At 72.4% G+C, this 25694-nt stretch carries 22 protein-coding genes and 1 pseudogene; 8 read left to right on the plus strand and 15 right to left on the minus strand.

Annotated features, from left to right (window positions below; all coding sequences use genetic code 11):
- Positions 1–34: 34 nt before the first annotated feature.
- Entirely contained in the window at positions 35–763 is a 729-nt protein-coding gene (locus tag V7E46_RS19245) for a SigE family RNA polymerase sigma factor (RefSeq protein WP_333769564.1), read from the minus strand.
- A 221-nt stretch (positions 764–984) separates the two neighbouring features.
- Here V7E46_RS19245 and V7E46_RS19250 point away from each other — a divergent pair, with 221 nt between their 5' ends.
- From V7E46_RS19250 to V7E46_RS19265, 4 genes are all read left to right on the plus strand, one after another.
- On the plus strand, positions 985–1662 hold the full coding sequence (locus V7E46_RS19250) for a response regulator transcription factor (protein WP_333769581.1): 678 nt from the start codon (positions 985–987) through the stop codon (positions 1660–1662).
- The gene (locus tag V7E46_RS19255; protein ID WP_333769565.1) at positions 1659–3257 is read left to right on the plus strand and encodes a HAMP domain-containing sensor histidine kinase; all 1599 of its coding nucleotides are present in this window, start codon (positions 1659–1661) and stop codon (positions 3255–3257) included. The genes V7E46_RS19250 and V7E46_RS19255 overlap by 4 nt, the downstream gene beginning before the upstream one ends.
- Positions 3258–3268: 11 nt before the next feature.
- Positions 3269–3889 carry a hypothetical protein gene (locus V7E46_RS19260; protein ID WP_333769566.1) on the plus strand — a complete coding sequence of 207 codons (621 nt, stop codon included), beginning with the start codon at positions 3269–3271 and terminating at the stop codon, positions 3887–3889.
- Positions 3890–3990: 101 nt separating this feature from the next.
- Complete coding sequence (locus tag V7E46_RS19265) at positions 3991–4479, plus strand: VanZ family protein (RefSeq protein WP_443054244.1); 489 nt, start codon at positions 3991–3993, stop codon at positions 4477–4479.
- 46 nt (positions 4480–4525) lie between these two features.
- Here the strand turns inward: V7E46_RS19265 and V7E46_RS19270 are convergent, their stop codons facing one another.
- Both V7E46_RS19270 and V7E46_RS19275 read right to left on the minus strand, forming a co-directional pair.
- The gene (locus V7E46_RS19270) at positions 4526–4846 is read right to left on the minus strand and encodes an ATP-binding protein (RefSeq protein WP_333769568.1); all 321 of its coding nucleotides are present in this window, start codon (positions 4844–4846) and stop codon (positions 4526–4528) included.
- Between the two features lie 91 nt (positions 4847–4937).
- On the minus strand, positions 4938–6155 hold the full coding sequence (locus V7E46_RS19275) for an adenosine deaminase (RefSeq protein WP_443054245.1): 1218 nt from the start codon (positions 6153–6155) through the stop codon (positions 4938–4940).
- A 50-nt stretch (positions 6156–6205) separates the two neighbouring features.
- Here V7E46_RS19275 and V7E46_RS19280 point away from each other — a divergent pair, with 50 nt between their 5' ends.
- On the plus strand, positions 6206–7063 hold the full coding sequence (locus V7E46_RS19280; RefSeq protein WP_333769570.1) for a dienelactone hydrolase family protein: 858 nt from the start codon (positions 6206–6208) through the stop codon (positions 7061–7063).
- A gap of 133 nt (positions 7064–7196) precedes the next feature.
- Here the strand turns inward: V7E46_RS19280 and V7E46_RS19285 are convergent, their stop codons facing one another.
- From V7E46_RS19285 to V7E46_RS19315, 7 genes are all read right to left on the minus strand, one after another.
- A complete protein-coding gene (locus tag V7E46_RS19285; RefSeq protein WP_333769571.1) occupies positions 7197–8474 on the minus strand; it encodes a thymidine phosphorylase in 1278 nt (425 codons plus the stop codon).
- 51 nt (positions 8475–8525) lie between these two features.
- Entirely contained in the window at positions 8526–8936 is a 411-nt protein-coding gene (locus V7E46_RS19290) for a cytidine deaminase (RefSeq protein ID WP_329175342.1), read from the minus strand.
- A complete protein-coding gene (locus V7E46_RS19295; protein WP_333769572.1) occupies positions 8933–10219 on the minus strand; it encodes an ABC transporter permease in 1287 nt (428 codons plus the stop codon). Before V7E46_RS19295 ends, V7E46_RS19290 begins: the two co-directional genes overlap by 4 nt.
- A complete protein-coding gene (locus V7E46_RS19300) occupies positions 10216–11325 on the minus strand; it encodes an ABC transporter permease (RefSeq protein WP_333769573.1) in 1110 nt (369 codons plus the stop codon). Before V7E46_RS19300 ends, V7E46_RS19295 begins: the two co-directional genes overlap by 4 nt.
- Positions 11322–12926, minus strand: a complete 1605-nt coding sequence (locus tag V7E46_RS19305; protein ID WP_329182397.1) for an ABC transporter ATP-binding protein — start codon at positions 12924–12926, stop codon at positions 11322–11324. Before V7E46_RS19305 ends, V7E46_RS19300 begins: the two co-directional genes overlap by 4 nt.
- A 280-nt stretch (positions 12927–13206) precedes the next feature.
- Positions 13207–14286, minus strand: a complete 1080-nt coding sequence (locus tag V7E46_RS19310) for a BMP family lipoprotein (RefSeq protein ID WP_329175348.1) — start codon at positions 14284–14286, stop codon at positions 13207–13209.
- A 153-nt stretch (positions 14287–14439) separates the two neighbouring features.
- Positions 14440–15648 carry an amidohydrolase gene (locus tag V7E46_RS19315; RefSeq protein WP_333769574.1) on the minus strand — a complete coding sequence of 403 codons (1209 nt, stop codon included), beginning with the start codon at positions 15646–15648 and terminating at the stop codon, positions 14440–14442.
- A 268-nt stretch (positions 15649–15916) separates the two neighbouring features.
- Between V7E46_RS19315 and V7E46_RS19320 the strand changes: the two are divergent.
- Positions 15917–16120: pseudogene (locus tag V7E46_RS19320) on the plus strand (Uma2 family endonuclease); the annotation flags it as partial.
- Here V7E46_RS19320 and V7E46_RS19325 read toward each other — a convergent pair.
- The 5 genes from V7E46_RS19325 to V7E46_RS19345 all read right to left on the minus strand — a co-directional run bounded on the left by V7E46_RS19325 (position 16117) and on the right by V7E46_RS19345 (position 23042).
- Entirely contained in the window at positions 16117–17673 is a 1557-nt protein-coding gene (locus tag V7E46_RS19325) for a glycosyltransferase (protein ID WP_333769575.1), read from the minus strand. The pseudogene V7E46_RS19320 and the gene V7E46_RS19325 overlap by 4 nt on opposite strands.
- A 260-nt stretch (positions 17674–17933) precedes the next feature.
- Positions 17934–19076 carry a hypothetical protein gene (locus V7E46_RS19330; protein ID WP_333769576.1) on the minus strand — a complete coding sequence of 381 codons (1143 nt, stop codon included), beginning with the start codon at positions 19074–19076 and terminating at the stop codon, positions 17934–17936.
- A gap of 70 nt (positions 19077–19146) precedes the next feature.
- A complete protein-coding gene (locus V7E46_RS19335; protein ID WP_443054243.1) occupies positions 19147–20097 on the minus strand; it encodes an N-acetylneuraminate synthase family protein in 951 nt (316 codons plus the stop codon).
- 48 nt (positions 20098–20145) lie between these two features.
- The gene (locus V7E46_RS19340) at positions 20146–21384 is read right to left on the minus strand and encodes an acylneuraminate cytidylyltransferase (protein WP_333769577.1); all 1239 of its coding nucleotides are present in this window, start codon (positions 21382–21384) and stop codon (positions 20146–20148) included.
- Positions 21385–21743: 359 nt separating this feature from the next.
- A complete protein-coding gene (locus tag V7E46_RS19345) occupies positions 21744–23042 on the minus strand; it encodes a DUF6716 putative glycosyltransferase (protein WP_333769578.1) in 1299 nt (432 codons plus the stop codon).
- 185 nt (positions 23043–23227) lie between these two features.
- Here V7E46_RS19345 and V7E46_RS19350 point away from each other — a divergent pair, with 185 nt between their 5' ends.
- A complete protein-coding gene (locus V7E46_RS19350; RefSeq protein ID WP_333769579.1) occupies positions 23228–24235 on the plus strand; it encodes a glycosyltransferase family 2 protein in 1008 nt (335 codons plus the stop codon).
- A complete protein-coding gene (locus tag V7E46_RS19355; RefSeq protein WP_333769580.1) occupies positions 24235–25599 on the plus strand; it encodes a polysialyltransferase family glycosyltransferase in 1365 nt (454 codons plus the stop codon). The genes V7E46_RS19350 and V7E46_RS19355 overlap by 1 nt, the downstream gene beginning before the upstream one ends.
- Positions 25600–25694 lie beyond the last annotated feature (95 nt).

Consider the following 25694-nt stretch of genomic DNA (forward strand, 5'->3'; position numbering starts at 1 on the left):
CCGTACCCCCGTACCCCCTTACCCCCCGGGTCTGCTAGGCGACGAGTTCGCCGAAGGCGGACTCCTCGTCGCGGCCGAAGCTCAGTGCTTCGTCATCGCGCATCCGGCGCAGGGAGCGCCAGATGCTGCTCTTCACCGTGCCGACGCTTATGCCGAGTATGTCGGCGATCTCCGGGTCGGTGCGGCCCTCGTAGTAGCGGAGCACCAGCATGGTGCGCTGCTGCTCGGGCAGGCGGGCGAGCGCCTGCCACAGGACGGCGCGCAGCTCGGTGCCGCCCATCTCGTCGGTGTCGCCGACCGTCTCGGGCAGTTCCTCCGTCGGGTATTCGCTGAGCTTGCGCCGCCGCCAGGCGCTGATGTGCAGGTTGGTCATGGTGCGGCGCAGATACCCGCCGACGGCGGCCTTGTCGCTGATCCGGTCCCACGCCCGGTACGTGGACAGCAGCGCGCTCTGCAGCAGGTCCTCGGCCGCGAAACGGTCGCCGGTCAGGTGGTACGCGGTCGCGTAGAGCGAGGCGCGGCGCTCCCGTACGTACGCGGTGAACTCGGCCTCCGTGTCGACCGAGGGGACGGCAGGCGCGGCCGGCTCCAGCGGTGTGATGTACGCGGGCCGCTGCTTGACCACCGACGCGCCGGCGGTGCGTCCGGCGCCGCGGGCGTACCCCCGTCCGCCCGCGGCGCCGGACATCTCGGTGGACCTGGCAAAGGAGTGCGCACGCGTCGAGTGGACCGCGGCGGTGGTGGTGCCGAGCAGTGCGTTCATGTCGCGCCCCCGTCGATGGAACCTTCAGCGTGGCTTCCGGCGTCGCAGCCTGTGCGGCGTGCGCTGTCCGAAGTGGCTCCAGCCTGCCGGGCCAGTTTCATGGGGCTGTCCGCCGAGTGTCACAGGCCCGTCACAGAGCCCCCCGCCCCGGGGGGTGCCCGGGGGCACGGGTTGTCCCCCGCACTTCATCCGGCCGCCGGAGGTAGGCAACAATGTCCGGCGTGCCCTTCCTGTTGCTGATCGAGGATGACGACGCCATCCGCACCGGTCTCGAACTCGGCCTGTCCCGCCAGGGTCACCGCGTGGTGGCCGCGGCGACGGGCGAGGACGGCCTGAAGCTCCTCAAGGAGCAGCGTCCCGACCTGATCGTGCTCGACGTGATGCTGCCGGGTATCGACGGCTTCGAGGTGTGCCGGCGTATCCGGCGCACCGACCAGCTGCCGATCATCCTGCTCACCGCGCGCAGTGACGACATCGACGTGGTCGTCGGCCTGGAGTCGGGGGCCGACGACTATGTGATCAAGCCGGTGCAGCCCCGGGTGCTGGACGCCCGGATCCGTGCCGTGCTGCGCCGCGGCGAGCGGGACAGCACCGACTCCGCCGCCTTCGGCTCGATCGTCATCGACCGCAACGCCATGACGGTGACCAAGGACGGCAAGGATCTCCAGCTCACCCCGACCGAGCTGCGGCTGCTGCTGGAGCTGAGCCGCCGGCCGGGCCAGGCGCTGTCCCGCCAGCAGTTGCTGCGGCTGGTGTGGGAGCACGACTACCTGGGCGACTCGCGCCTGGTGGACGCGTGTGTGCAGCGGCTGCGCGCCAAGATCGAGGATGTGCCGTCGTCGCCGGCCCTGATCCGTACCGTCCGCGGCGTCGGCTACCGCCTGGACACGCCGCAGTGACTTCCGGCACGGGCGGCAGGTGGGGTTCCGGCCTGCTGCGGTGGACGAGTCTGCGGCTGCGGCTGGTCGCGGTCTTCGCGGCGGTCGCGCTGACCGCGGCGGTGTCGGTGTCCGGCATCGCGTACTGGCTTAACCGCGACGCCGTGCTGACCCGCGCCCAGAACAGCGCGCTCAACGACTTCCGCGACTCGCTCCAGCGCAGTGCCGCGTCGCTGCCGGTCAGCCCGACCTGCCAGTCGCTGGACAGCACGGCGAGCCGGATAGGCGACTCCGACACGTATCAGGTGGTGCTGATCAGCACCGCGCCCGACAGCCAGGAGTGCGCGGCGACGTCGAACCGCGACGTGTTCACCCTCGACGATGTGCCGGCGACGCTCCAGAAGGCCGTCAACACCGTGCACACCAATGACCACAGGTACCACCTGCACTGGGAGCGGATCTCGCTGGAGGGCCGCCCGTACCTGGTAGCGGGGGCGCGGATCAACGGCGACGGGCCGACCGGCTACATGCTCAAGTCACTGGACGCCGAGCGCAAGGACCTCAATTCGCTGGCCTGGTCGCTGGGCATCGCGACGCTGCTGGCGCTGATCGGCTCCGCGCTGCTGGCGCAGGCCGCGGGCGCGGCGGTGCTCCGCCCGGTGCGGCGGCTCGGCGAGGCGGCGCAGCGGCTGGGCGAGGGGCATCTGGACACCCGGCTGAAGGTGTCGGGCACCGACGAGCTGGCGGAGATGTCGCGGACGTTCAACAACGCGGCGGAGGCGCTGGAGACCCGGGTCGAGGAGCTGAGCGCCCGGGAGGCGGCCAGCCGCCGCTTCGTCGCGGACATGTCGCACGAGCTGCGTACCCCGCTGACCGCGATCACCGCGGTCAGCGATGTGCTGGAGGACGAGGCGGAGGCGCTCGACCCGATGATCGCGCCCGCCGTACGCCTGGTGGTCAGCGAGACCCGGCGGCTGAACGAACTGGTGGAGACGCTGATGGAGGTCACCCGGTTCGACGCGGGTACCGCGAAGCTGCGGGTGGACGAGGTGGACGTCGGTGAGCAGGTGATGGCCTGCATGGACGCGAGGGCCTGGCTGGACTCGGTGGAACTGGACGCGCCCCGCGGGCTGCTGGCCACCCTCGACCCGCGGCGGCTGGACGTGATCATGGCGAATCTGATCGGCAACGCCCTCAAGCACGGCGGTTCGCCGGTACGGGTCACGGTCCGCGGTACGGGTCCTGCGGGCGACGAGTCCGGTCCTGGCGGCGGCGGTACGGACACGGGTCCCGACGGCGGCGGCGCGGGCGAGATCGAGATCGCGGTCTCCGACCGCGGGCCGGGCATCCCCGAGGAGGTGCTGCCGCACGTCTTCGACCGCTTCTACAAGGCCGACGCGTCCCGGGCCCGCTCCGAGGGCAGCGGGCTGGGCCTGTCCATCGCGATGGAGAACGCGCACATCCACGGCGGCGACATCACCGCCGCGAACGGCCCGTCGGGCGGCGCCGTCTTCACCCTGCGGCTCCCCCGCCACCCGCGCCAGGACGAGGCGTCCGACGCGGTCAACGGCGGCGGCCAGGGCGCGCCCGGCGGCGCGGGGGGCGGTGCGCGATGAGGGGGTGTTCCGTGCCGCCCCGGCGGCGTCGGCGGTCCGGCGGGCTCGCGGCGAGCGGCGCGGTGCTGCTCGCGGTGCTGCCGCTGGCCACCGGCTGCGGCATCCGTACGACCTCGGTGCCGGTCGACGCGGGACCCGCGCCCTCGCGGGCGTCCTGCGCCATACCCCAGGCCGAGAACTCACCCGACGCGGCGGACGCGGCGGTGGAGCAGGTCTACCTGGTGTGCGGGATGCAGACCACACCGGTGCCCCGGACGGTACAGGTGCGGGTGCGCCCGGCCGGCCGGGTGGCGCAGGTCAGGGAGTTGGTCGCCCAGCTGCACCGCAGCGTGCTGGGAGACGAGGCGAAAGCGGGCTTCGCCACGGCGGTGCCCGGCACGCTGGAGGTATCGGGACCCGGTCCCGGCGACCCGGACGACGCGCTGCGGCTCGGGCAGCCGATCGGGGATCTGCCGTCCTTCGCGCTGGCGCAGATCGTCTGCACGATCGCGGTGAGCCCGCTGGCCTCCGCCGGCCACAGCGTGGTCCTCGGCGGATCGGAGGACGGCAGCAGGGTCCGCCGCTACACCTGTACGCCGGACCTGCGCACCCAGCCTCAGGCGGCCGACACGGCGGGCACCGAGCTGCCCTGACGCGGACGGCGGCCGGCCGACGTGCGGAGCGTCACACCCCGGTCACGGGAACCGGACGGCGCGCCTCCCGCGTCTTGGGCGGTGTGCAGCACGAAGGCTCCATGTACCGGGTGCGCGCGGCCGGGCTCCTGCTGACCGCCGCCTACCTCGCGTTCGCCGCCTGGCTGCTGCTGCGCCCGCATTACGTGGCGTGGGTGCCGTCGCCGAATCTGCGGCCGTTCGGCACGATCGGGGACGACCTGCAGATGGGCTCCGCGCAGGCGGCCCGCCGTCTGCTGGCGGGCCTCGGCCTGCTGGCGCCGCTCGGCATCCTGCTGCCGATGGCCGGCGGGCGGGTCGAGACGTCTGGGGTGGCGTCCTTCGTCCGTACCGTCTTCGCCGGGCTGATGGTCTCGATATCGGTCGAGTTCACCCAGACCATGGTCCCGGGCCAGCTCTTCGACGTGGACGCGCTGATCCTCAACACGGCGGGCGTGGCCCTGGCACATCTGCTGGTCGTCCCGGCGGTACGCGCCCGCCTGCGCCGGCGCGAGGCCGTGCTCCTGCGCGAGGGCGCCCCCCGCACCCCTACGGAAGTGGGCGCCCCCTAGGCAGGGGGCGCCCACCGACGCGGACGGCGCTGAGGATCCGGGCGGATCAGCCGCCGATCGGGAGGCCGCCCAGCAGGCCGGCCACGGGCGCGATCTGGTTGCCGTCGAGGTGGTTGCCCGAGGGCAGCAGGCTGGAGGCCTTGCCGGAGAGTGCCGAGGTGCCCTTGGAGAGGGCGCCCTTGGCGCCGGCGGCGGAGGTGCCGGCCCCCGGTACGAGGTTGGCGGCCGAGGCGACCGGGAGGGAGCTGAGCACATCGGTGCCGGCCAGGCCGGTTGTGGCGGCGGCGGACGCGCTGCCGCCGGCCGCGGCGGCGAAGGCCAGGCCGAGCACGGTGGTCGCGAGGGTCTTCTTGGTTCGAGTCTGCATAACTCCGGAACGTAGCCATGCCCTCACCCGCCGTGCAACCGGCGTGGCGCGCCCGCGCCGCCCTCCCGGGCGCGCCCGCCGCCTCGTGCGCTCAGCCCTCGGCGACGGCGGAACCGCTGGCCAGCGGCCTTGCCGCGGTCGTGTGCTCGAAGAGCCATTCGGCCTTGAGTTCGGCGTAACCCGGCTTGACGACCTCGTTGATCATGGCGAGACGTTCATCGAAAGGGATGAACGCTGACTTCATCGCGTTGACGGTGAACCACTGCATGTCGTCGAGCGTGTATCCGAAGGCCTCGACCAGGTGCTCGAACTCGCGGCTCATGCTCGTCCCCGACATCAGGCGGTTGTCGGTGTTGACCGTCACCCGGAAGTACAGGCGCCGCAGCAGGCCGATCGGATGCTCGGCGTATGAACTGGCCGCGCCGGTCTGCAGATTGGACGTCGGGCACATCTCCAGCGGTACCCGCTTGTCGCGTACGTACGCCGCCAGCCGGCCGAGCGACACCTCCCCGCCGGGACCGGCCTCGATGTCGTCGATGATCCGCACCCCGTGGCCGAGCCGGTCGGCGCCGCACCACTGGAGCGCCTGCCAGATCGAGGGCAGGCCGAACGCCTCGCCGGCGTGGATCGTGAAGTGGTTGTTCTCCCGCTTCAGGTAGTCGAACGCGTCCAGGTGCCGGGTGGGCGGGTAACCGTCCTCGGCGCCCGCGATGTCGAAACCTACGACGCCCAGGTCCCGGTAGGCGTTGGCGAGTTCGGCGATCTCCTGGGAGCGGGCGGCGTGCCGCATCGCGGTGAGCAGCGCGCCGACCCTGATCCGGTCGCCGTTCTCCCGCGCCCGCCGCTCGCCTTCGCGGAAGCCCGCGTTGACCGCTTCCACGACCTCTTCGAGGGTGAGCCCGCCCTCCAGGTGCTGTTCGGGCGCGTACCGCACCTCGGCGTATACGACGCCGTCGGCCGCCAGGTCCTCCGCGCACTCGGCGGCGACCCGGATCAGCGCGTCACGGGTCTGCATCACCGCGCAGGTGTGCGCGAACGTCTCCAAATACCGCTCCAGCGAACCGGAGTCGGCAGCCTGCCTGAACCAGGTCCCCAGCTTGTCGGGGTCGGTCTCGGGCAGCGCGTCATAGCCGGTTGCCAGCGCGATGTCGACGATGGTGCCGGGGCGCAGGCCACCGTCCAGGTGGTCGTGCAGCAGCACCTTGGGGGCGCGGCGGATCTGGTCCCGGGTCGGAACGCCCGGTTTTGGGTTCTGCATGCACGGAACTGTACGCCCTACGCGCGTAGATCCGGTCGATCGAGCAATTATTTTCCGCCCGGCCATACTGTGCACACCCCTGCGTCTGCGATCGTTGCGGCATGGCTTCACAAGCATTACCGGCGCGTGGCGCCCGGCTCGGGCGCCCTGTCGCGCCCGGCCTGGTACCGGCGCCGGGCTGGGGGCACCTCCTGCCGGGCCAGCGGCTCCGGGGAGGCGAACGGCCCGACGACGGGGGCGCGACCGGCGCCACCTTCCGCGCGGTGGTGCTCGCGCTGCCGGGCGGCGACGCGCTGAGCACGCGGCGCCGTTCGCCGATGGCCGCCGCCCTGATGTGGCCGCTCGCACGGCACCTGGTGCGCGAGGGCGTCGCCGACGGGGTCGTCGCGCACGTCGTCCACTACCGCTTCCGCGGCTGGAACGGCGGCCACGCGCATCCCGCGGAGGACGCGGAGTGGGCCGTCGGCGAGGCGGTACGGCGCTACGGCGACGTGCCGGTGTGCCTGGTCGGCATGGACATGGGCGGGCGGGCCGCCCTGCACGCGGCCGGGCACCCCGCGGTGGGCTCCGTGGTGGCGCTGGCCCCGTGGCTGCCGGGCGGCCCGGAGCCGGAGCCGGTCAAGCAGCTGATCGGGCGGCGGGTGCTGATCGTGCACGGGACGCAGGACGAGTCCACCGACCCGGACCTCTCCTACCGCTTCGCGGAGCGGGCCAAGAAGGTCAACCGCCAGGTGTGCAGGTTCGAGGTCCACTCGGACGGGCACGGGCTGCACCAGCACCGGGCCGAGGTCTTCGCGCTCACCACGGACTTCGTCCTGGGCTCGCTCCTGGACCAGCCCTACGCCCGGCCGGTCGCCGACGCGCTCGCGGCTCCGCCGCCCCTGGGACTCCGCATGCCCCTGGCCACGGGCTTCGGCCGCGCCCTGCGCCACCCCCCCGCGGGGTCTCGCCGCGCCTGAGGGGCCGCCCCTTGCGGTGGGGCTGGCACCCGCCCCGGGGGCGCGAGGAACTGCGCGACGAGCCCCCACCGGCAAGCAGGCGAGCGGCCACCGCAAGGGGCACCGCCCTGAACGGCCACCCCGCAGGGGATGTTCAGGCGATCCGGTCCAGCACGATGGGCCTGGGTTCGGAGGTCGGGGCATCAGCCACGACCGAGAAGGCCCCGGCCAAAGCCTCCTCCGCGTACGGGAACTTCCCCGGCGTGTCGGTATGGAGGGTCAGCAGCGGCGTGCCCTCCTGGACCAGGTCGCCGGGCCTGGCGTGCCATTCGACGCCCGCTCCCGCCTGGACCGCGTCCTCCTTGCGGGCGCGGCCCGCGCCGAGGCGCCAGGCGGCCACGCCGACCGCGTAGGCGTCCAGGGCCGTGAGCGTCCCCGTGGCGGGCGCCGCGATGACGTGCTGCTCGCGGGAGGTGGGCAGCGCGGCGTCCGGGTCCCCGCCCTGCGCCCTGATCATGCGGCGCCAGACGTCCATCGCCGAGCCGTCTGCCAGCGCCTTGGCGGGGTCGGCGTCCGGCAGGCCGGCAGCGGTGAGCATTTCGCGGGCCAGCGCGAGGGTGAGTTCGACGACATCGGCGGGGCCGCCGCCGGCCAGCACCTCGACGGACTCGCGGACTTCGAGCGCGTTGCCCGCCGTCAGGCCGAGCGGTACGGACATGTCGGTGAGCAGCGCGACGGTCCGTACACCGTGGTCGGTGCCGAGGCCCACCATCGTGGCGGCCAGCTCACGCGCGTCCTCCAGGGACTTCATGAAGGCCCCGGAGCCCACCTTCACGTCGAGCACGAGCGACCCGGTGCCCTCGGCGATCTTCTTGGACATGATGGACGAGGCGATCAGCGGGATCGCCTCGACCGTCCCGGTCACGTCGCGCAGCGCGTAGAGCTTCTTGTCGGCCGGCGCGAGGCCGTCGCCCGCCGCGCAGATGACCGCTCCGGTGTCGCCGAGCACGGCCATCATCTCGTCGTTGGACAGCGCCGCCCGCCAGCCGGGGACGGACTCCAGCTTGTCCAGCGTGCCGCCGGTGTGGCCGAGGCCGCGGCCCGACAGCTGCGGCACCGCCGCGCCGCACGCGGCGACCAGCGGGGCCAGCGGGAGGGTGATCTTGTCGCCGACGCCGCCGGTGGAGTGCTTGTCGGCGGTCGGCCGGCTGAGCGCCGAGAAGTCCATCCGCTCACCGGAGTCGATCATCGCGGCGGTCCAGCGGGCGATCTCGGCGCGGTCCATGCCGTTGAGCAGGATCGCCATGGCGAGCGCGGACATCTGCTCGTCGGCGACCTCGCCGCGGGTGTAGGCGTCGACCACCCAGTCGATCTGCTCGTCGCTGAGCCGGCCGCGGTCGCGCTTGGTACGGATGACGGAAATGACGTCCATGGTGCTCTGCTTCCTTGCAGTCTCTGGGGCTCGGACCGGTGCCGCGACGGCCTACCGGCCGAGGTCGTCCGCGCCGAAGGCGTCCGGCAGGATCTCGCTCATCGGGCGTACCCCGGCCGCGGTGTCGACCAGCAGCGCCGGGCCGCCGTTCTCCCACAGCAGCTGGCGGCAGCGCCCGCACGGCATCAGCGGGTCGCCGTGCCGGTCCACGCAGCTGAAGGCGGTCAGCCGGCCGCCGCCCGAGGCGTGCAGGGCGGAGACCAGGCCGCATTCGGCGCACAGCGCGACGCCGTAGGCCGCGTTCTCGACATTGCAGCCGACGACCGTACGCCCGTCGTCGACCAGGGCCGCGGCGCCGACCGGGAAGCCGGAGTAGGGCGCGTAGGCCCGCTCCATGATGTCCCGGGCGGCGGACCGCAGCGCTTCCCAGTCGACCTCGGCGCCGGGTGCGGGCCGCGTCATCCGCCCTGCCCCTTCCGGTAGGGCAGCCCGTCCGCCTTGGGCATCCGCAGCCGTTGCGCGGACAGGCCCATGACCAGCAGCGTGGCGACGTACGGCGAGGCCTGGACGACCTCGCCGGGGACGGTGTCGGTGGTGACGTACCAGACGGCCAGCAGCACCGCGAAGCCGATCGCGAAGCCGGCCGACAGGTACGCCTTGCGGACGTACTTCCAGATCGCCATCGCCAGCAGCAGCACGGCGAGCAGCAGGAGCAGCGCGTGCACCGAGTCGCTGCCGCTGCGCAGCTGGAGGCTGTCGGCGTAGCCGAACAGGCCCGCGCCCATGGCCAGTCCGCCGGGCCGCCAGTTGCCGAAGATCATCGCGGCGAGGCCGATGTAGCCGCGCCCGCTGGTCTGGCCTTCGAGGTAGAAGTGCGTGCCGATGGCGAGGAAGACGCCGCCGAGTCCGGCGAGGCCGCCGGAGACCGTCACGGCCACGTACTTGTACAGGTAGACGTTGACGCCGAGCGATTCCGCGGCCACCGGGTTCTCACCGCAGGAGCGCAGCCGCAGGCCGAAGGACGTACGCCACAGCACGAAGAAGGTGCCCACGAAGAGCGCCACGGCGAGCAGTGTCAGCGAGGAGATGTTGGTGACCAGGCCGCCGATGACGCCGGCCAGGTCGGAGATCAGGAACCAGTGGTGCTTCTCCAGCGTGGACAGCCAGTGCGAGAGGCCGGGCACGGTGAAGGACTTGATGTCCTCGATCGGTGGCGACTGCTTGGGGGTGCCGCCCTCGCTGGCCGCCTTGCCGACGTTGAAGATGCGCTTGGCGAGATACGCCGTGACGCCGGCGGCCAGGATGTTGATCGCCACACCGGCGATGATGTGGTCGACCCCGAAGGTGACGGTGACGACCGCGTGCAGCAGGCCGCCCGCCATACCGCCGAGGACACCGGCGAGCACGCCCATCCACGGGTTGAGGCTCCAGCCGGCCCAGGCGCCGAAGAAGGTGCCGAGGATCATCATGCCTTCGAGGCCGATGTTGACCACGCCGGCCCGCTCCGACCACAGGCCGCCGAGGCCGGCGAGCGCGATCGGTACGGCGCCGGTCAGCGCGCCGGCGATCTGGCCGGAGGAGGTGACGTCGTCGGCGCCCGCGATGGCGCGCACCGCGGAGATCACTATCAGCGCGGCGGCCACGATCAGCAGGACCACCGGGACGGAGAGCCGGTGCCTGCCGCCCTTGCCGCCGCCGGTCCGGGGTGCGGCAGGCGGCGGGGTCTGAGTAGCGGTGGCAGTCACGCCGACACCTCCTGCTTGTCGTCGGAGCCGGCCGCGGCGAGTTCCGCTCCGACCTGGCGCTGCTGCCGTGCGAGGCCGTAGCGGCGTACGAGTTCGTAGGCGATGACGACCGCGAGCACGATGGCGCCCTGGATCACACCGACGATCTCCTTGTCGTACCCCTCGAACTCCAGGCCGTTGGAGGCGCGTTCGAGGAAGGCCCACAGCAGCGCGCCGATCGCGATGCCGATGGGGTTGTTGCGGCCGAGCAGCGCGACCGCGATACCGGTGAAGCCGATACCGGCCGGGAAGTCGGTGCTGAACTGGTAGGACTGGTTGAGCAGCGTCGACATGCCGACCAGGCCGGCCATCGCGCCGGAGATCAGCATGCTGACCACCACCATCTTCTTCACGCTGACCCCGCTGGCCTGCGCCGCGGACTCCGAGCGGCCGACCGAGCGCAGGTCGAAGCCGAAGCGGGTGCGGGACAGCACGAACCAGTACAGGACACCGGCCAGGCCCGCGAAGACGATGAAGCCGACCACCGGGTCGGTGGCGGTGGTGAAGTTGAACAGGTGGCTGCTGGACGGGATCGGCTTGGTGGTGATGGTGTTGGCCAGTTTGTCGGTCACACCGAGTCTGCCGTCCTGCAGGAAGTACCCGATGACGATGCCCGCGATCGAATTGAGCATGATCGTCGAGATGACCTCGCTGACCCCGCGGGTCACCTTGAGCACACCGGCGATCGCCGCCCACGCGGCGCCCACCACCATCGCGGTGAGGATGATGATCGGGATCTGGATGAAGCCGGGGATCGACATCGAGCCGCCGACGGCGGCGGCGAAGAAGGCGGCGAGCCGGTACTGCCCGTCGACACCGATGTTGAACAGGTTCATCCGGAAGCCGATGGCCACCGCGAGACCCGAGAGGTAGTACGGGGTCGCCTTGTTGAGGATATAGACCTGGCTGTCGGACTTGCTGCCGTAGGTCAGCATCACGTGGAAGGCGTGGAAGGGCTCCTTGCCGCTGGCCAGCAGCACCAGGCCGGTGACGATCAGCGCGCCCAGCACGGAGAGCACCGGGGCGGCGAGGCCGAGCAGCACCCGGTCCTTGTCGAACTTCTTCATCGGTCCTCTCCCCCGGACGTGTCGTCTCCGGACGGCCCTGTGCCGCCAGGCGCCTCCGGCTCGTGTTCGAGGTGGCCCGCGGCCGCTCCGGTCATGGCCGAACCCAGCTCCTCCGGGGTGATGGTGGCGGGGTCGGCGTCCGCGACCAGCCGGCCGCGGTACATCACCCGCAGCGTGTCGGACAGGCCGATCAGCTCGTCGAGGTCGGCGGAGATCAGCAGCACCGCCAGGCCCTCCCGGCGGGCGGCCCTGATCTGGTCCCAGATCTGCGCCTGCGCGCCGACGTCCACGCCCCGGGTGGGGTGCGCGGCGATCAGCAGCTTCGGCAGGTGGCTCATCTCACGGCCGACGATCAGCTTCTGCTGGTTGCCGCCGGACAGCGACGCGGCGGTCACCTCGATACCGGGTGTACGGACGTCGTAGTCCTTGACGATCCGCTCGGTGTCGCGGCGGGCGGCGCCCGGGTCGATCAGGAAGCCGCGGCTGTTGGGGCGCTCGGTGACGTGGCCGAGGATGCGGTTCTCCCACAGCGGCGCTTCGAGCAGCAGCCCGTGCCGGTGCCGGTCCTCGGGGATGTAGCCGATGCCGTCCTCGCGGCGGGAGCGGGTGGGGGCCCGGGAGATGTTCCGGCCGTCCAGGGTCAGCACGCCGGAGTTCAGGGCGCGCATGCCCATGACGGCCTCGACCAGTTCGGCCTGCCCGTTGCCCTCGACGCCCGCGATGCCGAGGACCTCGCCCTTGTGGATGGTGAAGCCGATGTCGTCCAGCACGGTCCGCTCGACGCCGTCGGAGTCGGTCTCGAACAGCCGCAGGCCCTCCACGGTGAGCATCGGCTCGGTCGTGACGGTGGACTCGCGGGTCTCGGGCGAGGGGAGTTCGCTGCCGACCATCAGCTCGGCGAGCTGCTTGGCTGTGGTCGTGCGCGGGTCGGCCTCGCCGACCGTGGTGCCGCGCCTGATGACGGTGATCTCGTCGGCGACCGACAGCACCTCGCCGAGCTTGTGCGAGATGAAGATGACGGTCAGGCCCTCGGACTTCAGGCCGCGCAGGTTCTCGAAGAGCGCGTCGACCTCCTGCGGCACCAGGACCGCGGTCGGCTCGTCCAGGATCAGGATGCGGGCGCCGCGGTAGAGGACCTTGAGGATCTCCACCCGCTGGCGGTCGGCGACGCCCAGATCCTCGACGAGCGCGTCGGGCCGTACGCCGAGCTGGTAGGAGTCGGAGATCTCCTTGATACGGGCGCGGGCGCGTCCGCCGATGCCGTACGCCTTCTCGCTGCCGAGGACGACGTTCTCCAGCACGGTGAGGTTGTCGGCGAGCATGAAGTGCTGGTGCACCATGCCGATGCCGCGGGCGATGGCGTCGCCCGGGTCGCCGAAGACGACCTGTTCGCCGTGGATCGCGATGGTGCCCTCGTCCGGCTTCTGCATGCCGTAGAGGATCTTCATCAGGGTGGACTTGCCGGCGCCGTTCTCGCCCACGAGGGCGTGCACGGTGCCGCTGCGCACGGTGATGTCGATGTCGTGGTTGGCGACGACACCGGGGAACCGCTTGGTGATGCCGCGCAGCTCGACGGCGGGTGGACTCGTGGACGCGTTGATGGCGCACTCTCCTCGGGGGAAAGGCTCGGGGCGGTGGTGGTGAAGGTATCGCGGGAAAGAGACGCTACGCGCGTAGCGTCGGCTTTTCACAGCACGGAATCGTCACGACCCGGACGGAAGCGGGGCGGGGACCGGGAAGGGTCCGGGGCCGGACCGGGACAGGCCGGGACCAAACCGGCCCGGACCGCGACCGAGGCCCGGCGGGGGCTGCCGCAGCATCCCCGCCGGGCCTCGCAGGCCGTACCGGCTCACCCGCAGTGGAACACGTGGCTCACGTGCTTCACGGGGTGGAGCTCACCTTGACCTGACCCGAGACGATCTTCTGCTTGGCCGCGTCGATCTGCGACTGGATGTCGGCGATGAAGCCGCCGGAGGTCGCGAGCGACACACCGTTGTTGGCGAGGTCGTAGGAGTTGGTGCCGACCTTCGGCTTGTTGTCCTTCTTCACCGAGTTGATCAGGTCGTAGACCGCCACGTCGACGTTCTTGATCGCCGAGGTGAGGATGCTGTTCTTGTACTTCGCCAGCGCCGTGTCGGTGTACTGGTCGGAGTCCACGCCGATCGCCCAGGCACCGGACTTGCCGGCCACCTTCTGGATCGAGCCGTCACCGGACAGGCCGGCGGCGGTGTAGATCACGTCGACGCCCTTGTCCAGCATGCCCTGGGCCTTGGCGGCGGCCGACGTCGCGTCGTTGAAGCCGCGCGGGTCGGTCTTGTACAGGTACTCGCGGGTCAGCTGGACGCTGGGCTTGGTGTCCTTGACGCCCTGCGCGAAGCCGGCGTCGAAGGTGCCGATCAGGGTGTTCTGCACACCGCCGATGAAGCCGACCTTGCCGGTCTTGGACTTGAGCGCGGCGGCCACACCGGCCAGGTACGAGCTCTGCTCGGTGGCGAAGACCATGCTGTCCACGTTCGGCGCGTCGACGACCGAGTCGACCAGGCCGAACGTCACGTTCGGGTACTTCTTGGCGACCGTCGTGACGGCCGTACCGTAGGTGTAGCCGACCGCGACAACGGGGTTGTAGCCGGCCGCGGCGAGCGAGTCGAGCCGCTCCACGCGGTCCGACTCGGTCTCGCCGTTGGCGGCGGTCAGCTCCTTCGAGTCCAGCTTCAGCTCGCCGTCGGCCTTGTCCAGGCCGCGGGCCGCGGAGTCGTTGAAGGAGTGGTCGCCACGGCCGCCGACGTCGTAGGCCATGCCCACGCCCTTGGTCTTGCCGCCGCCACCGGACGAGCTGCTGCTGGAGCCGCTGCCGCCCGTCGAGCCGCTGTCCGACGTGGTGCTGCTGCCGCACGCGGTCGCGGTCAGTGCGAGAGCCGCGGAGACCACACCCGCGGCAGCGATCTTGGATACCCGGCGCAAGAGGGTCCCCTTCGGTTCGAAGCGCCCCGTCCGGCGCTGGCTAAGCGGGAGCTTAACGCGCGTAGATGTCAGGTAAAGACCGTATGAAGGCCTGTTATCGGATCGACGCATTTCCGCCAGGTGAAGCTCCCGTAGCCATGGCCTCACCCGGTGTCAGACCAGCAGCGCAACCCCGGTGAACAGCTCCACACCGACCGTGATCGCGCCCTCGTCGGCGTCGAAGTCACCCTGGTGCAGATCACGCTTGACGGTGTCCCCCACCGGCCGCACCCCGAGCCGGGCGAGCGCGCCGGGCACCTGCTCCAGATACCAGGAGAAGTCCTCGCCGCCGAGGCTCTGCTCGGTGTCCTCCACCGCGTGCAGGCCGTGCCGCGCGGTCATCGCGTCCCGCAGCAGCTCGGTCGACACCGCCTCGTTCACCACCGGCGGCACCCCGCGCTGGTACGTGATCTCGCACTTGGCCCGGTACATCGCGGCGACCTGGTCGATCACCTCGTGCACCAGGTCGGGTGCCTCGTGCCAGGCGGTCAGCTCCAGGCAGCGGACGGTGCCCTCCAGCTCGGCGTGCTGCGGGATGACGTTCGCCGCGTGGCCGGCCTCGATACGGCCCCACACCACGCTCAGGCCCGAGCGCGGGTCGGCGCGGCGGGTCAGTACGACCGGCAGCTCGGTGGCCAGCTTGGCGGCGGCCATCACCAGGTCGGTGGTCAGATGCGGCCGGGCGCTGTGCCCGCCGGGGCCGTCCAGGGTGAGCAGCAGCTTGTCGGCCGCCGAGGTGATCGGGCCCTGCCGCAGGCCGATCCTGCCGACCTCGACCTTGGGGTCGCAGTGGACGGCGAAGATACGTTCCACCCCGTCGAGCACGCCGGCCTTCACCGCGTCGAGCGCGCCGCCGGGCATGACCTCCTCGGCCGCCTGGAAGACCAGCCGCACCGGACGCGGCAGCCGGCCCTGCGCCGCGAGGTCCGCCAGCACCAGGCCCGCGCCGAGCACGACGGTGGCGTGCACGTCGTGCCCGCAGGCGTGCGCCCGGCCCTCGAAGGTCGAGCGGTATTCCACGTTCTTGGTGTCCGGCACCGGAAGAGCGTCGATGTCGGCGCGCAGCGCCAGCCGCCCCCGGGTCGGGTCGTCGGGCCCGATGTCGCAGACCAGGCCGGTGCCGCCGGGCAGCACGACCGGGTTCAGCCCGGCCAGTTCGAGCCTGGCCTTGATCTTTCCGGTCGTCCTGAACTCCTGCCGGCTCAGCTCCGGGTGCCGGTGCAGGTCACGTCGGAAGGCGATGAGCTCATGGCGCAGTGTTTCGGACAGCGCACCGGACGGCGCTGCGGGTGAGTCGTTCACCCCAGTCAGGGTAGGCCCCATGACCGGCTCCTCTGGGCTGATCGGACAAAATTAAGTGCAGTAGGAGGAGAAGAAGTCGCCCGATCAGCGCATACCCGGTCATCCTCTGGGGTATGCCCACCCTTTTGGGGTTCGGACACGAACACACCCATACTCGCTCAACGAGCACCCGCCCGCGAGGCAACGCGCACTGATGCGCCCGGCGCTTCCGTGACGGCTGGTGACAACCTACGGCACTCATGTGACGACGACGTGAAGCCCCAGGCAGGACGCTGTCGCTGGGCTGGCGGTCAAGCTGCGCACCTACGCGGAGGCCGGCATCGCGCACTGCTGGTGCGTCGAGGACGAGGACGGCACCGCCGCCGTCTACGTCTACGTCTACGGGCTGGACCGGCCGACCGGGGCGTACGCGCCCGCGGGCGTCTTCCGGCACGGCCTCAAGCGCCCGGTCCCCTTCCACATCTCCCTCGGCCTCGACGCGCTGACGCCCTAGGGGCCGAGGAGGCGGGCGTAGAGGTCGAGGAGGGGGGTGGATTCGGTCTGCCAGGACCAGGTGCGGAGGATGTCGACGCGGTCGTAGGCCTTGCGGTAGCGGCGCGGGTTGGTCAGGACCGCGCCGACCGCGCGGACGAAATCGGCGGTGTCGGCGGCGCGGAAGACCTCGCCGTTGCCCAGTTCCAGGGTCGCCGCGGCCATCGCGCGGACATCGCTGACCACCACGGGCAGCCGTGCGTGGGCGTACTCGAAGTAGCGGGTGGCCAGCACCGACTGGTGGTGCGGGAGCTTGTGCACCGGCAGGACGCCGATGTCGGCCGATGCCAGGAACGCCGGGATCTCCGCGACCGGCACGTACGGCAGCACGTGCAGCCGCCCGTCGACGCCGAGCTGGGCGGCGCGTTCGCGCAGGGCGGCCAGGTCGGGGTGGTCCGGGTCGGGGACGACGAAGGCGGCGTGCAGGTCGTAGAGCTTGGGCAGCGCCTCGATGACGGTGGCCGGTCCGCGGTCGGGTGTGACGGGTCCCGCGTGGACCAGCAGCGGTACGTCGGGACCCAGGCGGCAGCGGTCCCGTACGCCGTGCGGGTGCCGGGCCGTGGTCGCGGCCAGCGGCGGGGCGTTGCGTACGACCGCGGGGGTCGCCGACAGCCGGTGCCTGGCCCGCAGCTCGCGGGCCAGGCCCTCGCCGACCGTGACGACGCCGTCCGCCTCGCGGGCGAAGGACCGCTCGTGCGCGTCACCCGCGACGGTGGCCCGGCGGGACGGGCCCGGGGTGCGCGGCGGTACGTCCCACACCACCTCGATCCGGTGGCCGGCGCCTTCCGCGCGCAGCGCCGCCCTGATCGCGACGCCCAGCGCCCGGTGGCCCAGCGCGTGGATCAGATGCGGGCGCACCTCGTCGAGCACCGGGCCGTACGCGACCTCCTCGTCGAGCAGGCCGGGGTCGAGGCGGCGCCAGGCCCGGCGGCCGAGCAGCAGCCGGGTGACGTCCGTCATCAGGTTGTCGAGCCGCGCGTCGGGGCTGCGCCGGCGGCGTACGGCGGCCTGGTACTGCGCGGCCCGCACCCGGGTCCAGCCGGCCCGTAGCCCGTAGCGCAGCCGGGCCAGCGCGTGGCCGCATCTGGCCAGCGCCAGCAGCGGCAAGGGTCGGTGCACCAGGTTGAGTTCGGCCGACCGGGTCACCAGCAGCGCGTGGGCGGCGGCGAGTCGGACCGTCCGGTGGTCGTGCGCGCCGGCGCTGCGGTACGCGAACGGCCAGCGCAGTCCCGGGCGCGGGCGCCGCACCCGGTGGTTGCCCAGGACGCCCTGGACGACGACCCGCCGTACGTCGATGCCGCGCGGCGCCACGGTGGCGGGCGCCTGGCCCACCAGGGTCACGCGGTAGCCCGCGGTGCGTGCGGCTGCCGCGACTCTCAGTGCCCGGGAGTCGCCGTCGACACCACCGCCGGTGACGACGGCGATGCACGCGTCGCGTGCGGCTCGCGCCGCAGGAGCGGAGGGTTCCGGGTCCGAGGGGTGTGCGGGGGTCGGCCCGCGTAAAGATCCCGCCATTCCCATATGTGACACCACGGAGATGATCATCGGGTTACGTCAGGTTGGACGCGAGGCGAACGAGCCCCTGCGGGGTGGCTGTCGGACTTCACACCTGCTGCCCGGTGGGGGCTTGTCGCGCGGTTCCCCGCGTCCCTGGGCGGGTGCCGCTTTCTGTGGCGTTCACAGTGCCGCCGCGCTGTGGCCGGTCGCGCGGGTCCCCGCGCCCCCGCGGGGCGCCCCTGCCTGCGGGGCGGCGTTCCTCTGCCGGAGACGGCACGTCACGTCGTGCGGGTGGCCGCCGGAGGCAGGTTGTGGAGGTTGCGGGCCGAGTGGGTGATACCCGCGAGGAACGTGTGGGCCCGGGGGGCCGCCCCCGACGTGAGCCAGGCCGGGTCGATGTCGACGACCTCGATGTCCACCCCCGTGCCGTCCAGCACGAGCGGCAGCGTATGGACGACCGTCGAGGGGAACGACAGCACCTTCCGCCCGGTCGGCCCGCGCCGGGCGACGAGTTCGAGCGGCAGGTCGGGCCGGACGATCTCCAGGCCAGTCTCGGCGGCGAGCAGGCGCAGCTTGTCCGGCGCCTCCTTGCGGTGCGCGAAATACCGCTTCGCCCCGTGCCGCCGGGCCAGTTCCGCGACCACCGCCAGGTAGTGGCCGGGATCGACGACCCCGGTCTCGACCAGCGACGTCCCGATCAGGTCCGTGCCGCCGAGCACGCTCGGCGGCCCGAAGCGCTCCCGGGTCCACGCGAAGCGGTTGGCACCGAGCGGCATCCCGGCCGGCGGCGTCGCGGGCATCGCGCTGAAGAGTTGGACGTGCCGCCGCCCGCCGGGAGTCAGCCGGCGCCTGGCGGCGGACGCGAAGACCCCGAAGGCCGCGTCCACCGGGGAGCGCCGCCGCCCGCTGCGGTGCCACCGCACCAACCGCCCGCCGCGGCACAGGATTTCGGTGAACTCCATGGTGGCGGTGCCGTCGTCCACCACCGTCAGCTCCCTGGCCCGGCACAGCGGCAGCAGCACCTGCACCAGCCGCGAGAACGGGTCGCCGATGACCAGCCGCCTGACCCGCAGCAGCAGCGGGGCGAGCGCGAGCGCCGTACGCAGCAGGCCGCCCCGGCCGCCGCGGGCCTCGTACCAGCGGACGACCGCGCCCTCGTCGCGGGCGAGTTCGGCCATCCGCCGCAGTTGGCCGCGGCTGGTCGGGTCGGCGGGCGAGAGCACCACGACGGTCAGCGGCGCGGCGGACTCCCGTACGGGCGGGCCGTGGTGGGCGCGGCCGTCGCGGGCGGCGAGGACCGGGCGGTGCAGGTGCGCCCACTCCAGGACGTTGAGCAGTTGAACGGGTGACTCGACCAGCGCTACGGCCCCGTTGCCCGGGTCGGGCGCCGGGAGGGTGCCGGAGGCGGGGGTGTCGGCCATCGACTCGTCCTTGTCATCGCTTGGTGCGGTCCTGGTGGTCCGTGCGGCCTCCGCCGCCGCCGTGCCGGGGTCAGACCGACGCGGGCTCCGCGCCGGCCTCGGCCTGCGCCTCGGCGATCACGCCGGCGACCCGGCGGAGCTTCTTCATCGGGCCCAGCTCGCCGTCGTAGACCTTCTTGACGCCGTCGCCGAGGGAGGCCTCGATGATGCGGATGTCGCGGACCAGCCGCTCCAGGCCCTGCGACTCGACGGACGCGGCCTGGTCGGAGCCCCACATGGCGCGGTCGAGGGTGATGTGCCGCTCGACGAAGACCGCGCCGAGCGCGACGGCGGCCAGCGTGGTCTGGAGGCCGACCTCGTGGCCGCTGTAGCCGACGGGCACGTTCGGGTACTCGTTCTGCAGGGTGTTGATCATCCGCAGGTTCAGCTCCTCGTGCTTGGCCGGGTACGTCGACGTGGCGTGGCAGAGCACGATGCTGGCGCTGCCCAGCACCTCCACTGCGTGCCGTATCTGCCGGGGCGTGGACATGCCGGTGGACAGGATCACCGTGCGGCCGGTGGCACGCAGCGCGCGCAGCAGGTCGTCGTCGGTCAGGCAGGCGGACGCCACCTTGTGCGCGGGCACGTCGAACTCCTCCAGGAAGGCGACGGACTCCACGTCCCACGGCGACGCGAACCAGTCGATGCCGCGCTTGCGGCAGTACGCGTCGATCGAGCGGTAGCCGGCCTCGTCGAACTCGACCCGGTGCCGGTAGTCGATGTACGTCATACGGCCCCACGGGGTGTCCCGCTCGATCTCCCACTGGTCGCGCGGGGTGCAGATCTCCGGGGTGCGCTTCTGGAACTTGACCGCGTCGCAGCCCGCGGCGACGGCCGCGTCGATCAGGGCGAACGCGTTCTCCAGGTCGCCGTTGTGGTTGATGCCGATCTCGCCGGTGATGTACACGGGCTGGCCGTTGCCGATGTGGCGGGAGCCGACCGGGCGGAGGTTGGAGGGCAGGGAGGCGAGAGGAGAGGTCACGGGAGGTTCCTTACGGTGTTCGGGACTGACGGGGGGGAGGTGGCCGGGTCAGCGGGCCAGAGTGGGGCCGAGCAGCCACGCGGCGATCTCGCGGATCGCTCCGTGGCCGCCGTCGGCCGTGGTGATCGCGCGGGCCGCGGCCCGTACGACGTCGTGGGCCCCGGCGACGGCGACGGGCCAGCCGACCAGGCCGAAGCACGGCAGGTCGTTGACGTCGTTGCCGGCGTAGAGCACCCGCTCGGGCGCGATGCCGTTCTCCTCGCACCACTGCTTGAGCGCGAGGTCCTTGCGGTCGATGCCGTGCAGTACGGGGACGTCGAGCTTGCGCGCCCGTGCGGCGACGACCGGGTTGGTCTCGGTGGACAGGATGAGGACGGGAAGTCCCGCACGGCGCATGGCCGCGATCCCGAGCCCGTCACCGCGGTGCACGGTGACGGCCTCATGTCCGTCCGCGTCGATCAGCACCCGGTCGTCGGTCTGGGTGCCGTCGAAGTCCAGTACGACCGCGTCGACGTCGTCGCCGGTCGGGGTGGCCGCCGCCGGGTCGAGCAGCGGGGCCAGGGCGCGGGCGCGCTGGAGGTCGGCGGGCTCGTCTATCTCCAGCACCTTCGCGGAGTCGGCGCGGACCAGCGCGGTACGCCCGAAGAAGCGGTGGCCCGCGGCCCGGAAGCCGGCCGCGCGCATGGCGTAGGCGGCGCCGGTCTCCAGCAGGTCCTGCGGCCGGTCCTGGCGGCGCGGGCGGGTGGCCTTGTCGTGGTTTACCCCGTAGGCGGAGTCGCCCCCGGCGGGGTCCCCCGCCGGGTCGCGCCATATGAAGCCGTGGAAAGGGGCGACGGTGTGGGCGGTGTCGGCGCCGCCCTCGACGACCGCGGCCACGACGCCGTCGATCTCCTCACGGGTGATGAAGGGGCTGGTGCACTGCACCAGCAGCACCACGTCGGGGGCGGCGCCCGTCCTCGCCTCGTGCGCGTCCATCGCGTGCAGGACCGCGGCCTCGCTGGTCGCGGTGTCGCCCGCGATGGCCGGCGGCCGCAGGACGACCTCGGCGCCGGCCGTCCTGGCGACCTCGGCGATCGACGGGTCGTCGGTGGACACGGCGACGGCCGTGACCCGCCTGGCCCGCAGGCACGCGAGCACCGCCCGCGCGACCAGGGGCACGCCGCCGACCGGGGCGAGGTTCTTGCCCGGCACGCCCTTCGAGCCGCCGCGGGCGGGGATGACGGCCAGCACGGTGTGGCCTCCGGCCCGGGTGGTGGGGTCCGCCGGCGGGCGGGACGTCTCGCTCATCAGGTGGCTCCTGTCATCACTCGCGGCTCCGCCACGAACGGGTTGCCCCCTCCGGGGGCGCGATGTCCTTCGGCTCCCCCGCGTCGGGGGGTGCCCCGTAGGGGCGCGGGGAACTGCGCGACCGGCCGTCGACAAACTGCACGTCGCCACCGGCCGAAAGGGGGCTGTCGCTGTCGCATCCGGACCACCGGCCGGTGGTGGGCTGCTCGCGCAGTTCCGCCCCCAGAACTTCGCCTGGGGGTATCCCCAGCGCCCCCGGGGGGCACCCCGGTGCCGGAGGGGGGCCGCACAGCCGCCGTGCCCGGCGGAAGCGCAGCCGCCGACGCGGCGGCAGCCCCATGGCCACGCCGGCGCGAGCGTCATAGCTGGCCCCAGCGGCGGATCGTGGGGGCCACCCGCTGGACGCCCTGGCGGTACGCGGTGCGGGCGGAGTTGCGGACGAATTCGCGGACCGCCTGGCGGACCGGGCCGGCCTCGCGCGGGGTGAAGCCGTCGATCGGCTCGCCCTTGGGGGTGAGGCCGTGGCGGGCCAGGATGCCGGGGAGGTAGCCCGGCGCGGTGCGCAGCGTGTAGTAGGGGGACAGCGCAGGAAGCTCCGGCAGGTCGAGCAGCGCGCGCACCCGGCCGCGCAGGGCGGCGTAGGGGGCACTGCTCGCGACACCGTGCTCCGCGGTCCACTCCTGCGAGACCCGCGGCAAGCGCCCGTCGTCCAGCTCGTCCCACGAGGCGTAGCAGCCCGATCCCAGGAAGTGGTGGTTGCCCAGGGACTCGCGGATGCCGAGGTCGGTGAGGACCACCGTCGGGATGCCGCGGTGCAGCGATTCGAGCGCGGCGGTGGAGCTGACCGTCACCAGCAGGTCGGTGCGGTCCAGGACCTCGGCCATGTTGCCGTAGACCAGCCGCAGGCTGGCCGGCGGGTCGAGGGCGGCGACCAGCTTCTGGTAGGGCTGCTCCTCGATGTGGGTGGTGTGCTCGCCCGGCTTGCTGCGCAGCTTGACCAGCACCTCGCGCGACGGGTGCAGCCGGGCGTGCTCGACGGCGCGGCGCAGCAGGTGCAGCCGGTCGGCGCGGCTGTCGGGCACGGAGGGCTGCACGGCGAAGGTGACGGTGAAGGGCCGGCTGTCGTCGGCCCGGTAGGGGTCGCCGCCGAGGAAGGGCAGCGCGGTCTCGACGATGGCGCCCGCGGGGTGGCCGACCCCGTCGTAGACGTCCCTGAACCGCCGGGCGTCGTCCGCGCTGTTGGCCAGGACGACATCCGCTCCGGCGCGCAGCAGCAGCCCGTCGGCGAGCTTCTCGTAGACCACGCCGACGTATCCGGTGACGACGACCGGGCGGCGGGCGCGGCCTTCCCATGCGCGGGACAAGCCGTGCAGCAGGGCCTGGACGGTGCCGCCGACGCAGGAGAGGACGAGTACGTCGCAGGTGCCGGCGTGGGTCCGCGCCAGGATCTCGGCCGCGGTCGACTCGGCCATCGAGTCGGCGGGGATGCCGAGTTCGGCGAGCTGCCGCGGGGTGGGGGTGGCCCGGCCGCGGAGCAGCCGTGCGTCGAGGCGGGCGTCGGGGTCGATGCGGCGCGCGGTCAGCGCGCCCCATTTCCACCGGGTGTCCGAGTCGGCGATCACGGTGATCCGCAGGGGGCCTGGCGTACGTTCTGGCACACGCCGACAGTAGGAAGCAGGCGGGTGGAATGCGCTAATCGCAGGCCAACAAAGGGTAAACAGAATGCCGCTACTTCGCGAGTACGCCCGCGCATTGACGGCATCACCTTCCGGCCATTCGCCGTTTACCCAAACGTTCCCCGCCCGCCCGTCAGGCCGCCGGATGAGACCTTAGGATTCGGCAGGTGGTCAAGCTCTCCGTCATCGTGACATTTTTCAACGTGCAGCAATTCGTTCCCGACGCGCTACGCAGTCTTGAGGCCAACGCCCGTTCCGATTTCGAGTTCCTGCTCATGGACGACGGGTCGACGGATCAGACGCCCCGCCTGCTGGAGGAGGGAGCGCGCTCGCTGCCGGGCGCCCGCGTGGTGCGGCGGGACCACGCGGGGGTCTCCGCCCTGCGCAACGCGGGCATCGGCGCGGCCAGGGGCGACTACCTCACCTTCATGGACGGCGACGACTGGATGGCCCCGGGCTATCTTCCGCAGCTGGCCGGGGCGATGGACGAGCTGGACGTCGACTTCCTGCGCACCGACCACGTCAGATGCACCGGTACCGCCCGCGAGATCGTGCGGGTGCCGCACGGCCGCCGCAATGTCGTACTCGATCCGCGCGCGTGCATCCTGCCGGCCGACCGGCCCTCGCTCGTGGACTATCCCAATCTCCCCTTCGGCGCGTACCACCGGCGCACGGTCGACCGGGGCCTGCTGCGTATGCCGGAGGAACTGCGCACGGCCGAGGACCGGTTGTGGGCCTGGCGCATGCACCTGGAGGCCGAGTCGGTCGCCGTGGTGGGCCTGCTGGGCATGCACTACCGCCGCAGCGTGTCGACGTCGCTGACCGCGATCGGCGACGAGCGGCAGCTGGACTTCATCCGCTCCTGCGAACTCGCCTTCGACCTGCTGGCCAAGGACCCGGAGGGCGACCGCTTCCTCCCGAAGGCGGTACGCCAGTTCTGCGCGCTCACCGTCTTCCACCTGGACCAGATCGACCGCTTGGAGCCGGCGATGGCCCGGCGCCTGAAGTCCTCCTGCGCGGCGGCGCTCGGCCGGCTGCCCCGGGATGTGCTGAACACCGTGCTCGACTCGATGGACATCGAACGGAGCACGAAGATACGGCGGCTGCGCTGGCGGCTGCCGGCCAGGCCCGACGACACCGACACCCGCGACAGCAACGGATCGGCGGTCGTGTGATGCCCACCACCCAGCTCTTCCTCGCGTCCACCCTGTACGGCGCCGCCACGCTGGCCGCCGCGATGGACGCCGGCACCATACCCGCGGCCGGCCGCCGCGTCCTGGTGGTCAGCAACAACGCCTCGGTGCCCGAGACCCAGCCGGGCCCGGACCTGGCGCCGGGCTTCGGGGCGCTGCGCGGCCGTTTCGACCGGCTCGTGTCCTGGAACGGGCTGATCCACCCGCAGCACCCCGGCGGCTGGCTGCCGCGTACCAACGAGATCCCCATGTGGGAGCGGCACGTGCGGCTGCTCTGGCAGCTCGGTGACGACGACGTCGAGCTGATCGTGGAGTCGATCCAGGTCGCCCCCGCGCTGTCCCTCGCGCAGGTCTTCCTGGGCGCCCCGATCACGGTCTACGCCGACGGCCTGATGTCGTACGGCCCGACCCGCAACAAGCTCGGACTGCTGGTGGACACCAGGATCGACAGGCTGCTGCACCTGGACCTGGTACCCGGTCTCGAACCGCTGCTGCTCACCGAGTCCGGGGTGCCCTCGCAGGTGGTGCCGAGCGCCGAATTCACCAAGGTGCTGGCCGAGGTCGCCGAGGCGGCCGGTGACGCGGTCGGCCGCGACCTCGCCGCCGTCCCGCGGGACTGCGCCCTGCTGCTCGGCCAGTACCTGTCGGCGCTCGGCATCCTCAGCACCGAGGAGGAGGAGCGGCTGCACCTGTCGATGGTGCGCGGCGCCGTCGCGCTCGGGCACCGCAGGATCGTCTTCAAGCCGCACCCGACCGCCCCCGCGCACTGGACGGAACCACTCAGGGACGAAGCCGCCAGGCTGGGAGCCGAGTTGACCGTGCTGGACTCCCCGGTGCCGGCCGAGGTGGTCTACCAGAGGGCGCGTCCGGCGCTGGTGGCCGGCTGCTTCTCCACCGCGCTGCTCACCGCGTCCGTGCTGTACGGCATCCCGGTGGCGCGGGCCGGCACCCGGCTGCTGCTCGACCGCCTGGCGCCGTACCAGAACAGCAACCGGGTGCCGGTCACGATCGTGCACGCGCTGCTGCCCGACCTGGCCGACGCCGAAGCGGTACGCGCCTGGTCCCCGCCGTCGCCCGAGCGGGTGGCGGCCGAACTCACGCCGCTGCTGCGGGCCGTGGGCTACTGCATGCAGCCCCAGGCGCACCCGGGCCTGCGGGACGAGGCCGCCGCCTGGCTCGCCGCGAACCTGACCGCCGACACCTGGCCGTACTTCAAGCGGCGCCGGCTGACCTCGCTGGGGCTGCCGGGCGCGGTGCCTGCCCGGCTGGCGTTCGTGCCGCGCAACCGCACCGTCCGCCGGGTGGCCCGGCGGGCCCGGGCGCTGAAGAAGGCCACACTCGGCTGAGCGGGCCGTGGCGCGGATCGGGGGGGGGGGGGGGGGGGGGGGGGGGGGGCGCCCCCCCCCCCCCCCCCCCCCGCCCCCCCCCCCCCGCCCCCCCG

Source organism: Streptomyces sp. IBSBF 2435, assembly GCF_036815005.1.
Classification (GTDB): domain Bacteria; phylum Actinomycetota; class Actinomycetes; order Streptomycetales; family Streptomycetaceae; genus Actinacidiphila.